The organism is Paenibacillus sp. PastM-3 (assembly GCF_029893965.1).
Lineage (GTDB): Bacteria > Bacillota > Bacilli > Paenibacillales > Paenibacillaceae > Paenibacillus_AQ.
The window spans coordinates 64734-76260 of the sequence record NZ_JARXXP010000026.1 but is presented as its reverse complement, the minus strand read 5'-3'; the positions used below and the strand labels follow the sequence as shown (position 1 = coordinate 76260).

Sequence of the window (11527 nt, the reverse complement as noted above, 5' to 3'; positions counted from 1 at the left end):
GTACGGGGTACGGGGTACGGGGTACGGGGTACGGGGTACGGGGTACGGGGTACGGGGTACGGGGTACGGGGTACGGGGTACGGGGTACGGGGTACGGGGTACAGCGCTTGCGGGGTTGACCTATTCACGTTGTCCGCGGCGTATGCGCTGTTTACGCCAGCTTCAAACAGTCTTTCCCGGCTGCAACCTTTCCCCTCCGGCAACCGTCAGATATGTATCACGGAGGTGAATATATATGCTCAGAGCAGCCCTGCTTGCTCTTTTAATAATGCTCTTTCTGCCTGCCGGCAGCTCCTTTGCCTTATCCTGCGCCCAATTGCCGACGGTTGAACAAGCGTATGATCATTACGACGGCATCGTGATCGGACATGTCGATAAGGTATCCCGGAGTAACGACGATTCCTCCAATGAGATTCATATTACGGTTAAGCGAAGCTTCAAAACCATAACGGAGCGTTCGCTCATCCTGAAGGAAAACATCACCTGGGGCGCGCTTAACGGCCCGAGCGAGACGGGCAAAGACTACCTGTTCTATCTCAAGCAGACGGACGGAGAGTGGGAAAATCCGTTATGCTCGCCTTCTGCCGTAATCAGCAATAATTCTGCCGGGCCGGAGTATTTGCAGAATAAGGAGATTACACTGCTGCCTGCTCCCCAGCCGCCCGCAGATGATAACAGCTCGTTAGTAGACAATACTCCTATTGATGCCTGGACCATCGGAGGTTTAGTGGTGATAGGCATAATAACGGTTGCAACAATTGCCCGCCACCACCGGAAGAGGGGTTAAACGCCACACCTAATTTGTATTTCAAAAAAGGGAGCTGCTCTCCGTTTTATGGAGAATAGCTCCCTTATCTTGTGTTTGCTCTTGGAAAAGCACTATTGGGTAAGCCCGAAATCATGAAGCAGCCGGCTGTTATCCAGTGCAGGCAGACCGAGCGGGCTGCGCAGCTTCTCCAGCTTCTCCAGCAGATCCTCTTCGTTCGCATAGACGTACGGGCTCTTCCATTCCGACTCCAGCGTGATCAGCTCACTTGTTGCAGGCTTCATCGTCTTGTAATTCATAATCCAGCTGACCAGCTGATCCTTATCAATATCCGTGCGGATATTATCGCCCAGAATATCAATGATCTCGCCCCACTTGGTAATGCCGCTTACGGAATCCAGCTTGTCCAGGATCAGGTTCAGCACCTCCTGCTGCCGTTCATTGCGGGAGAAATCGGAGGACTCTGCCGTACCGCGGTTCGATTTGCGGTAGCGGACGAAATCAAGCACTTCCTTACCGTTCAGATGCTGCATCCCTTTTTTGAGATTGATATTGGTGCCGTCCGCATTATCCACATACCGCATATCCATCGGCACATCAATATCCAGCCCGCCCAGCTCATCAACAATGCTGCTGAAGGCCGCAAAATTTACCAGGATCATATGATCAATGTCCATCTGCAGCAGGCTGCCGTAAAACTCTCTCGTCTTCTGCAAATCCTCGCCCTTGTTGTGGGCATAATAATAGGCATAATAGTAGTTCGCCTTATGCGTGCCAAGATCGCTGCTGGTGAGCTTCATGTCCCGTGGAATAGATAAAATGGACAGACGTCGGGTAGCAGGCTCATAGACAACCGGCATAATGACATCCGTATTCATCGTCCCGCCGCTGCCGCTTCTGTTATCGACCCCTGCCAGCAGGAACGTAAGCGGCTTGTTCTTCTCTATTTCGGCAGCACTATCTGCAGCAGCCGAAGCCTCCGGAGCAGGTGATGCCGGACCGGCCGTTTCACTCGGGGCTGTGCCCGAAGCGGAAATCCGGTCCAAGGCCCGCTCTGCCTTGAAATACAGTGTTCCGGCATATACAGCACCGGCAATCAGGCATGTACCCAGTATTGCAGTCGTGGTGATCAGCGCATTGCGTTTGCGGGCTTTGCCGAGCTGCGCTTTCCTTCTCTTGCTCCGTTGTTCCATTCCCTTCCTCCTGCTTGCTATGTATTAACTGTAATTAGTTGTAAACTAGTATACCATAGGCCGGCAGAAGTCTTCAAAAGCATAGTGTCACATGCACCATCTGGCAAAAGGTGTATAATAGGGGGAACCTATTAAAAAGGATGTCCTGACATGCTTCTCAAACTGAACCGTGTGCTTAACCGGATGATGCCGCTGATTACCCCGTTGAGTGTTCTTACCGGTGTGCTCTGCGGCAGTGCGCTTACTCCTTATACTTACTTGTCTCCCTGGCTGTTCGCCTTTATGACATTTGCCGGGAGCATCAGCCTTGGCGTCAGGGATTTTGTGAATGTTATCAAAAAACCGCTGCCCTTGTTCGTCTGTCTGTTTATCCTGCACATTGCGATGCCGCTGGTCGCTTTCGGACTCGGAAATCTGCTGTATTATACCGATCAGTTTACCATTACCGGCCTGGTACTGGCAGCGGTCATCCCGACCGGGGTCAGCAGCTTTATCTGGGTGAGCATCTATAAGGGCAATACCGCCCTTACGCTGTCTATTATTCTGATTGATACCCTGCTGGCGCCTTTTGTCGTTCCGGGAGTGTTGTCCGTGCTGATCGGAACGAATGTAGAGCTGGATACATGGGCGATGATGAGCAGCCTGTTCTGGATGATTGTTGTCCCTTCACTGCTTGGAATGATGCTTAATGAATGGAGCAAAGGAGCGGTCGCGCCGGTCTGGAGCCCGAGGCTGAATCCCTTCTCCAAGCTGTTCATGGCAGTCGTCATTATGATTAACGGTTCGGTAATTTCGCCGTATCTGGCCAACATTGACCTCAAGCTGATCGGCCTGGCAGCCGTAATTGTGTTCATGGCCTCTAGCGGCTATGTCCTCTGCTTCCTGACCGCAAAGGTTCTGCGCTGGAATGAGGCCGATGAGGTTGCACTGATCTTTAACGGCGGGATGCGTAACATCAGCGCCGGTGCCGTGCTTGCCGTATCTTATTTCCCTGCTCCGGTTGCTGTCCCCGTTGTCCTTGGTATGGTATTCCAGCAGCTGCTTGCTTCACTCGCCGGATTTATCCTCGGCCGGCGTTCCAGAGTCAGCCGTCCGGCAGACCGGACCTCGGCGGCTTGAGCCGCTGCATCAGGCCGGCCGCAGGCAAAGAGACCGGTCAGCCGCTCAAGCAGGCTGTTCCGGAAAACGCCTGAGGTGCGGGTCGCCGCCCGGTCGCATGCGTCAAAGAGAGGCCAGACGGCAAAGCAGCCGCTGGGCTCTCTTTTCATATCACTATTCAAGCGCTGCTCGCTTACTGTTTCTTGTTCAGCTGTGCCCGGCGGTACCGCATTACTTTTTTATACATGGATTTGTCCTTCAGCTGATTAAAAATATACGGGTCCGGATTCATGTTCACCTCAATAATCCACGGGGTCAGTGACCGGTCCAATCCGACATCAACACCAATCTTCTGAATCTTCGGATACGTTTTCTGCATGTGAGCTGCCATGCGCACACCTAGCACATTCAGCTCCTCTGTCAACTTCGCGAGCCGTTGCGGGGACAGATGGCTATGAAGCAGTGTCTCAATGGCCATCGGCTTGCCGCCGCTATGGTAGTTCGTAACGATTTTGCGCGGATGCCCCAGCCGGCCGATGATGCCGGTAGCTTCCCAGGCGCCCTTCGGGCTTACCTGGACCATCACCCGGATATCGAACCGGCGGCTGTTGTGCTTGAGCAGATGAATCCCTTTTTGAATCAGATAGCTTCTGCTGCCCGTCTTCTTCGCCAGGCTTTTATGAAAAGCTTCAAACGTATCGAAGTGGCGGACTGTTTCCTCATACTGGTACTTAAAGCCCTGCCGTTCTCCCCGTTCTGCACGGATTACCCCGTTCCCGTAGGTTCCACGCTCCGGCTTGACGTAGATCATTCCATAGCTGTAAATCATCTGCTCCAGATTGTGCCTGGTGAACTTTCGGGTATCCGGAATGTAGCGTTTAACGAAACCGCTCCGAAGCAGCAGTTTCGTTTTAAGCCATTTACTCTGTGGAAGGTTGGCCTTGATTGCTTTCACATCTGCACTCTCCTGTCCGGGAAAGACAGTCAGCCTCCCCCTGAATTACAACTCACTGCATCCTATGCTGCAGCACGAGGAGCGGAATTAACCATCTGTCCCGTGACTGGGAGAATAACTTTATGGATATTTGGCCCGGTCATATTCGGCTCGCCAAGCATACCCTAGTGCAGACGCTAAGATGTCAATTTACGTACGGAGATGAACCGAATGTCAGTATTTTCTGCAGGCAGCGCTGTTAGCGGTCCCGCTATCGACGTCCTGATCCCGGCCATTGACAAGGATCTGGCAACCCTCCCCTTTGTAATCGACAGCCTCCGCCGCCATGTGCGCCATCCGATCAGCCATATTTTCATTGTCTCGCCGGCCAGCAGCAGAATCAGAGAGCTGTGCACACGCAAAAGCTGTATCTTCGTCGATGAAACCACTGTTCTGCCCTTTACCAAACAAGACATCCATTATTCCTCCTCCCGTTGGAACCGGTCCGGCTGGCTGTATCAGCAGCTGCTGAAAATGAACGGGGATCGTATTTGCCGGGAGCCCTTTTTTCTCGTTATTGACGCTGACACGGTGCTGATCCGCCCCCACCGGTTCCGCTCTGGAGGAAAGACCGTTTTTTATTGCCGGAACTGGAGCCAGCCGGAATACTTCAGGACCTACCGGAAGCTGTTAGGGACCGCTGCCCCTTCGCCCCGGTCCTTTGTGACCCACTATATGCTGTTTGAAAAAAAGAAGCTTTCCGCCTTGAAAAGAACCATCGAAGCGCGACAAGGGCTGACCTGGCATGCGGCCATTATCCGCAGCATCAACAAGAAAAAGCAGTTTGGCTTCTCCGAATTTGAAACCTACGCTAACTATGTATACAGCAAAAACCGCAGCGCTGTGCTGCTGAGAAACGCAAACAATAAATCACTGCACAGTCCGGCGGGCAGCCTCGGGGAAAAACAAATCCGCAAGCTGGCCCGTACCTACCGCTCCCTGTCTTTTCATCAGCGCAAGGGAGATTCCATTCCCGGCAAGCATTAAGGAGGTTGCCCCATGCAGCATACCATTCTGCTCTGCGGCGGTTCCGGCCAGCGGCTGTGGCCGTTGTCCGGAACCATCCGCTCCAAAATGTTCCTCAATCTGCTCCCTGCACCAGGCGGGGGGACGGAATCCATGATCGGCCGGGTATGCCGTCAGCTGGGCCAGGCAGGGCTGGGGGAATCCGCCTTATTCGTGACGCATAAGGATCAGCGCGCCCTTGTCCGGCGCTACACCGGAGGCGGCTATCCGGTCATCGGGGAGCCGCATAAACGCGGGACCTTTACCGCCGCAGCCCTGGGAGTGCTTCATTTGTATGCCCTAGGAACAGCAAAGCCGGAGGACACGATCTGCGTGGCTCCGGCTGATATGTTTGCGGATGATGATTTTTTCCGGTTATTCCATCAGTTCACAGATGTTTTATCGGCTTCAGGAGCAGAGCTTGTTTTGCTTGGGACAAGACCCGCCCACCCTTCCGACCAGTACGGCTATATTGTCCCGGGAACAAGGGGTGCCGGGGCCTACGCTCCTGTCCTTTCTTTTGAAGAAAAACCCGGTAGTGCCCGTGCAGAAGAGCTGATATCGGCATCTGCACTCTGGAACTGCGGCGTATTTGCTTTTCGGCTCAGCTTCATGCTGTCGCAGCTTCAGCAGATGGGGCTGCCTGCTGAACTGACAGCTTTTAGAGATTGCTATCCAGGCCTGCCAGTGCTCAGCTTTGATAAGGAAGTGGCTGAACGCAGCAGCAATGCTGTTGTCCTCCGGCATGAGGGGGAATGGCGCGATCTTGGAAGCTGGGCGGCTCTGAGCACGGAGCTGCAGCACCCTGTAACCGGCGAAGGCGGAATATGGGGAGACTCCCCGGATTCCGTAATCATCAACGAATTGAACATTCCGCTGCATGTGATCGGCGTGCCCGGCATCATTGCCGCAGCTGGCCCCGAAGGTATTCTGGTTGCCGGCAAGCATGAAGCGAATGCAATCAAAACGATAGTGCAGCAGCATTTATCCGCGCCGAGATACGGGGAATGCAGCTGGGGGAGTTACACTATTCTGGACCGGACCACCAGCGGCCCGCAGCAGATACTGACCATTAAGTTGTCCCTCCTGCCGGATCAGGAACTGCCTGAGACGACCAGCCATTTCCGCAAGCATTGGCTCATTTTATCAGGGCATGGAGAAACTCTTCGGAACGGGCTGTACACCGCGGCGCGCACCGGCGATTCTTTCACCATCGGCCGGGATGAGCAGCACGGAATCAGAGCCCGCACCGCGATGGAGCTGATCGAGCTTCGGGTGTCTGATGATACAGGTGAGGAGTCCATTTACAGCTGAACGGCTTGGCTCCGCTCCGCCGTCAGTCCGTCTCTTCGCGCAGATCATGCTCCATGAACAGAATGTCCCGCTTCATCTCCTTCATTCCCTGGCGGGATATCCTGCCGCTCTCGAACATTGCCTGAAGATGATCACGCTCAAGCTGAATGCCGATCCGCGCAAGCTCCCGGATGGACTCGTCGTACTCCCCGCGGCTGCCGGAATAGGCTTCGCCCCGCGTCAGCCGCAGCAGCATCCGTTCATACTGCAGGATAAAGGAGCTGACTGCTTCAATATCCTCCCCGCCCTCAGCAAGCAGCCCGTTCAGCTGCTGAAGCACATAAGTTACATTCCGGGTCCGCAGCCGGCTGAGCTCAGCGCGTCTTTGCCGCCGGCTGAGCCGGGCCTGCTGCAGAATGCCGAACACTTCATCCCAATGCTTAACCGGAAACAGCTCCCGCTTATACCGGACATCACGGGTATGCATGAACAGCAGCCGGTTAACCCGGTTCAGGTATCTGTAACCGGTGTACGGGTCAACCTCCTTATGCTCCAGCGCCAGCAGCGTGCTCTCCCGCTCCCATTTCATTACGGACAGACCCAGTGAACGCTGTACCTCATCCTTCCGGTCATCCTTACGGAGCATCCGGATTCGCGAGGTATACGCATTGATAATCTGGACCGAGGCAAGCCGGTTCTGCTCGGTGGACAATTCGTTTAACCCGGCGACCACACTGCGCAAAATTTCGATTTTAGCCTGCGTTTCCTCTTCCTCCTGCACCGTTTGCGCCTCCGGCCCGAGCAGCAGCGGCAGCAGGTAATTGGAGGCCAGCAGCGTCCACAAGATGACGCCGGAGGCCAGGAAGATAATCAGATCCCTGGAAGGAAAGGCTGACCCGTCATCCAGGAAAAAAGGCAGGGACAATGTACTCGCTAGTGTAATGGTGCCCCGCACGCCGGACAGCGCGAGAATCAGTGCTGTTTTGAATCTGCTTTTGCGGGGGCCGGGGTGTGCTTCGCTGTCTCCGGGGACCTTCATCAGCAGCACCCAGATCAGCCGCAGGCCAAGGACAGCCAATGTCAGGAGCAGCGTGTACAGGATCACCCGCACATTGCCGATTTCCGGGCTGTTCCAGATCGTCTGAATAATCTCCGGCAGCTGCGTGCCCAGCAGCAGGAAGACCAGACCGTTCAGTACAAAGATGATGACCGACCAGGTGCTTTTGGAGACGATCCGCAGCTTGGCCACTTCGGGATTCATCTTTTTATAATTAAAGGAATGGGCGATCCCGGCAGCAACCACAGCCAGAATGCCGTTCACCCCCAGCTCCTCCGCCGCCATAAAGATCAGAAAAGGAGTCAGAATCTCAATCAGCATATGCAGGGTAACGTTCTCCATCCCCAGCTTGCGCAGCCATTTGACGACACCGTATTTGATCAGGGTAAGCAGCAGTCCGAGCACGATTCCGCCGAGCGAAATGCCCAGAAAGCTAAGCCCGGCAGATCTGAAGGAGAACATCCCGGTGACCATCGCAGCTGCCGCAAACTGGAAGGAAACCAGACCGGAAGCGTCATTGATCAGGGATTCCCCCTCCAGAAGCTGCATCGTGCGGTGGGGAATCTTCACTTTCTGCTCCAGCGCCCCTACCGCAATCGCATCGGTCGGGGCCAAGGCAGCCGCCAGGGCAAAAGACGCCGCGAGCGGAATGACCGGCAGCAGCCAGTTCACGAAGTAACCGACGATGCCGACCGTTACAAAGACAAGCCCCAGCGCCAGCAAAAGAATCGGCTTCCGCAGGCTCCAGAGTGCTTCCTTATCGGCATGCCGGCCGTCATTGAACAGCAGCGGAGCGATGAACAGCAGCAGGAACAGCTCCGGATTAAGCGTTAAATCAAAATGCAGGGGTAGCAGCGTAATCGCCACCCCCAGCGCAATCTGGATAATCGGCACCGAGACCGACGGTATAAACCGGTTCACCAGATTGGATACGGCAAGCGCCGCCAGCATCAGCAGTATGTATTCAAACAATTCCAAAAGTTCTCTACCTCCGTCTCTTGATTCAGGCTTAGTGTAAACAAACAATGCAAACGGAACGTAAACCGGCCGTTTATTTTTTATCGGCATTCCTGTTATCATACTAAGTGGATTTTCGCCATCTAATTCTCATTTGTACCCCCATAATCCCAGATTAGTTGGAAAAAGCACACTTAGAAACACCATTTTCGTCCATGGGGAGCTATATTAGCAGAAATAAGCTGCTTTTTTCCACCTAAATCCTGCGATGAGGAAAATTTATGCAATTTAAGTGTCAAAAATCCAATTAGGTTCTGTGACAAAACTGCCCTAAACCAAAGAATAACTCCTCTCCAGCATTTGTCGTCAGACAAGCACTGAACAGGAGTCGTTAGGCAGTTTACATCGGGTCTTGTCTGTAACTAAACAGTAGCTGTCACTGCTCAAAAGGCTGTTAGAGCGGCTGCTTAGGCGGAACCTCCGGCGGAACCGGGGCCGGAATCTCCGGCTGCTCACGGGGGACGACCTCTGGCGGAATATCAGCCGGCTTCGGCTCCGGGATACGCTCAGGGTCGACCTCGGGAACAATCTTTGGGGGAAGCTCGGGCGGCAAATCCTTGTACATCGCTTCACACCTCCTTCATTCCTGATACCCGTTAATACCCGGCAGAGCTTTTTTCAAACGTCATCCCGGCATGAGCCGCACGGTAATTAAACCTTCTAACTTAGCTCCATGCGGCTACTGACATTCAGTTGTCAGTAGTATTTTAATATAATTTAGGTATGAGCAGGCCAAGGATCATTTTAACAACACTGGTGTGGTTGAACTTTAACAAGGGAGTGCAGCTTCAATTGAATAAAACAGAGCGTCTTCTGGCGATTGTGATGGAATTACAGCGAAGCAGATTGCTGACAGCTGATGAATTAGCGGAGGGTTTGGGGGTCAGTGCAAGAACGATTTACCGGGATATGCAGGCTTTGAGTGAAGCGGGTGTTCCCATCATTGGTGAGACAGGGCCGGGGTATTCCTTAATGGAGGGCTATTTTCTTCCCCCCGTCAGTTTCACAGTAGAAGAGGCCGTGTCCCTTCTTCTTGGCGCTGAGTTTATAGAAAAACGTTTTGATCCCGCTTTTCGCAATAGTGCCCGTTCTTCCCGCAGAAAATAGAAGCCATTCTTTCAGGGCCTATCCGTGAGGAGACAACCCGGATCCAAGGAGGCATCCGTCTGCTCCAAAAGGATGAAATGGATATCATTATCCGGGAGAAAGTAAACTTGGGAATCATTCGTGAGGCTATGCTGGATGGCAAGAAAATTCGTTTCACCTATCACAAGCGGGTTGCTGAGTTGGATTCTTGGGTGGGGTGCAGATGTGGTAGTCACAGAGCCTGAATCCTTCAAAAACCGGATAACAGAAGAAATCAAAAAAATGAACGAACGCTACTGACATACTGTTGGCAGCAGGGGGGTTATATAATCAGGACATACCAAATGAAAGTGGTTTAACACCCCCATACACAAAGGAGAATATTATATGCCAGTAATTGGACCCGATTTCATTTCACTTCAGGTGAGCAATTTAGAAAGCTCTGCGGAATTCTATCAAAGCTATCTCGGACTGGTCCTGTCACAGGTCGCCCCCCCTCATGCTGTGGTTTTTGAAACAAAGCCTATCGCATTTGCTCTGCGTGACCTGTTGCCGGGAATAGAGCTCGGTTCAGGGAACCAGCCCGGACTGGGTGTCGCTCTGTGGCTGCACGCTCCTGATTCACAGGAAATTCACGACATGCTTATTGCAGCAGGCGTCAAGATTACATCCGCACCCATAGATGGACCCTTAGGCCGAACCTTTACATTTGCCGACCCGGACGGTTACCTGATCACCCTCCACAGTAAAGCCTGATACGCATAGGTACCCGGCTTAATATATGATTGTATTCAGCCTGGTCTGATGGTAAGCTGAAATCCAGAGATGCATACAAAGGAGCCTTCACCGATCATGTGGATTACTCTGTAACGATTAACTATGCACAAGCTTGCCCGAAAACAGTGTCTACGCTGTTCTATTCGGCTTGCCCGCATCTAATCTTACAGGATATGCACGGGACGGTACGCTTTTTGATCCCTTCTGCGGATACCTGACGGTATCCGCTTTATTGTTGCGGAAACAGCATCTCAGGCACTCCCCCCGCAAGCATGTCCTCTAATCCCGAATGGAGGAACAGAGATGACAACCACACCAAAGCTGATTCTGATTGAAGGCCTTCCCGGATCAGGGAAAACAACGGCCGCCGGGCTTGTTCATGAGCTGCTGACGAAAATGCACCTTGATGCCCGCCTGTATACTGAAGGGAATCTGGAGCATCCCGCGGATTACGACGGGGTTGCCTGTTTTGAGGAGCATGAATTTGCAGAGCTGCTGGGCAGCTTTGATCAATACAGCGATTTCTTAAATGAACACATCATCCGTCAGACTGGCCGCTGCTTTTTGGAATACCGCAGACTGCAGCAGAAATACGGGCCGGAGTTCCCGGATGAGCTGCTGAATGCTATTTTCCAAAAAGATATTTATGAGCTGCCGCTCGAAGACAACAGAAAGCTTATCACCGAAAGGTGGAGGAAGTTCACTGCAGATGCTGCGGATGGTCAGGACATATTCATTTTTGACTGCTGCTTCATCCAGAATCCCGTAACGATAGGAATGGTTAAATATGACGCTGACAGAGAGACTGTTAAAAGCTACGTAACAGAGCTCGCTGCCACTATAGAGCCGCTCAATCCGCTGCTGATCTACATCACGCAGAATGAACTTGACCACTCTTTCAGAAAAGCTGTCCGGGAACGTCCGCTTGAATGGTCGCAGGGATTCTTTGAGTATTACACGAACCAGGGATACGGAGCGCGGCAACAGCACTCGGGCTTAGAAGGCACCTTACAGGTGCTTAAAGCACGCAAACAACTGGAAGAGGATATTTACAGCGGCCTGACCATCGCCAAGCATAAAGTGGATAATTCCGCTTTTGACAGCTTGGGTTATAGGCAGGTAATTGCGGGGATTCTGGAACAGTATTATAAATAGCAGACGAGACGTTAAGGCCACATTTCGAGTCAGAAACAGCAGTATGAGAAGCACCAAGCCCCTTGCGTCAGTGAGATGACACAAGG

The 11527-nt window shown here is 52.9% G+C and carries 12 protein-coding genes; 8 read left to right on the top strand and 4 right to left on the bottom strand.

Annotation, left to right across the window (positions count from 1 at the left end):
* The first annotated feature begins 235 nt into the window (after positions 1-235).
* The gene (locus M2108_RS25810; protein ID WP_277472198.1) at positions 236-787 is read left to right on the top strand and encodes a hypothetical protein; all 552 of its coding nucleotides are present in this window, start codon (positions 236-238) and stop codon (positions 785-787) included.
* Positions 788-879: 92 nt separating this feature from the next.
* Here the strand turns inward: M2108_RS25810 and M2108_RS25805 are convergent, their stop codons facing one another.
* Complete coding sequence (locus M2108_RS25805; protein WP_277472199.1) at positions 880-1959, bottom strand: LCP family protein; 1080 nt, start codon at positions 1957-1959, stop codon at positions 880-882.
* 150 nt (positions 1960-2109) lie between these two features.
* Here M2108_RS25805 and M2108_RS25800 point away from each other — a divergent pair, with 150 nt between their 5' ends.
* On the top strand, positions 2110-3078 hold the full coding sequence (locus M2108_RS25800) for a bile acid:sodium symporter family protein (RefSeq protein ID WP_277472200.1): 969 nt from the start codon (positions 2110-2112) through the stop codon (positions 3076-3078).
* A 172-nt stretch (positions 3079-3250) separates the two neighbouring features.
* Here the strand turns inward: M2108_RS25800 and M2108_RS25795 are convergent, their stop codons facing one another.
* Complete coding sequence (locus M2108_RS25795; RefSeq protein ID WP_277472201.1) at positions 3251-4012, bottom strand: YheC/YheD family protein; 762 nt, start codon at positions 4010-4012, stop codon at positions 3251-3253.
* A 210-nt stretch (positions 4013-4222) separates the two neighbouring features.
* Between M2108_RS25795 and M2108_RS25790 the strand changes: the two genes are divergently transcribed.
* Both M2108_RS25790 and M2108_RS25785 read left to right on the top strand, forming a co-directional pair.
* Positions 4223-5038, top strand: coding sequence for a DUF6492 family protein (locus M2108_RS25790; protein ID WP_277472202.1), 816 nt, complete (start codon positions 4223-4225; stop codon positions 5036-5038).
* 12 nt (positions 5039-5050) lie between these two features.
* Positions 5051-6370 carry a sugar phosphate nucleotidyltransferase gene (locus M2108_RS25785; protein ID WP_277472203.1) on the top strand — a complete coding sequence of 440 codons (1320 nt, stop codon included), beginning with the start codon at positions 5051-5053 and terminating at the stop codon, positions 6368-6370.
* A 22-nt stretch (positions 6371-6392) separates the two neighbouring features.
* Here the strand turns inward: M2108_RS25785 and M2108_RS25780 are convergent, their stop codons facing one another.
* Both M2108_RS25780 and M2108_RS25775 read right to left on the bottom strand, forming a co-directional pair.
* Entirely contained in the window at positions 6393-8384 is a 1992-nt protein-coding gene (locus M2108_RS25780; protein ID WP_277472204.1) for a Na+/H+ antiporter, read from the bottom strand.
* Positions 8385-8817: 433 nt separating this feature from the next.
* Entirely contained in the window at positions 8818-8988 is a 171-nt protein-coding gene (locus tag M2108_RS25775) for a hypothetical protein (protein ID WP_277472205.1), read from the bottom strand.
* A 227-nt stretch (positions 8989-9215) separates the two neighbouring features.
* On the opposite strand from M2108_RS25775, the gene M2108_RS25770 reads away from it, so the two are divergent.
* The 4 genes from M2108_RS25770 (at position 9216) to M2108_RS25755 (ending at position 11441) form a co-directional block, all read left to right on the top strand.
* Positions 9216-9530 carry a helix-turn-helix transcriptional regulator gene (locus M2108_RS25770; RefSeq protein WP_277472206.1) on the top strand — a complete coding sequence of 105 codons (315 nt, stop codon included), beginning with the start codon at positions 9216-9218 and terminating at the stop codon, positions 9528-9530.
* A gap of 135 nt (positions 9531-9665) precedes the next feature.
* The gene (locus tag M2108_RS25765) at positions 9666-9809 is read left to right on the top strand and encodes a WCX domain-containing protein (RefSeq protein ID WP_277472208.1); all 144 of its coding nucleotides are present in this window, start codon (positions 9666-9668) and stop codon (positions 9807-9809) included.
* 87 nt (positions 9810-9896) lie between these two features.
* Positions 9897-10265: a VOC family protein gene (locus tag M2108_RS25760; protein WP_277472209.1), complete on the top strand. Its 369-nt coding sequence runs from the start codon at positions 9897-9899 to the stop codon at positions 10263-10265.
* A gap of 324 nt (positions 10266-10589) precedes the next feature.
* Positions 10590-11441: a P-loop NTPase family protein gene (locus M2108_RS25755; protein ID WP_277472210.1), complete on the top strand. Its 852-nt coding sequence runs from the start codon at positions 10590-10592 to the stop codon at positions 11439-11441.
* The last annotated feature ends 86 nt before the right edge of the window (positions 11442-11527 follow it).

Excerpts from the sequence above, each read along its gene's own strand:
- M2108_RS25810 (WP_277472198.1), top strand. The coding sequence starts at position 236 with ATGCTCAGAGCAGCCCTGCTTGCTCTTTTAATAATGCTCTTTCTGCCT.
- M2108_RS25805 (WP_277472199.1), bottom strand. The coding sequence starts at position 1,959 with ATGGAACAACGGAGCAAGAGAAGGAAAGCGCAGCTCGGCAAAGCCCGC.
- M2108_RS25800 (WP_277472200.1), top strand. The coding sequence starts at position 2,110 with ATGCTTCTCAAACTGAACCGTGTGCTTAACCGGATGATGCCGCTGATT.
- M2108_RS25790 (WP_277472202.1), top strand. The coding sequence starts at position 4,223 with ATGTCAGTATTTTCTGCAGGCAGCGCTGTTAGCGGTCCCGCTATCGAC.
- M2108_RS25785 (WP_277472203.1), top strand. The coding sequence starts at position 5,051 with ATGCAGCATACCATTCTGCTCTGCGGCGGTTCCGGCCAGCGGCTGTGG.
- M2108_RS25775 (WP_277472205.1), bottom strand. The coding sequence starts at position 8,988 with ATGTACAAGGATTTGCCGCCCGAGCTTCCCCCAAAGATTGTTCCCGAG.
- M2108_RS25765 (WP_277472208.1), top strand. The coding sequence starts at position 9,666 with ATGGCAAGAAAATTCGTTTCACCTATCACAAGCGGGTTGCTGAGTTGG.
- M2108_RS25760 (WP_277472209.1), top strand. The coding sequence starts at position 9,897 with ATGCCAGTAATTGGACCCGATTTCATTTCACTTCAGGTGAGCAATTTA.
- M2108_RS25755 (WP_277472210.1), top strand. The coding sequence starts at position 10,590 with ATGACAACCACACCAAAGCTGATTCTGATTGAAGGCCTTCCCGGATCA.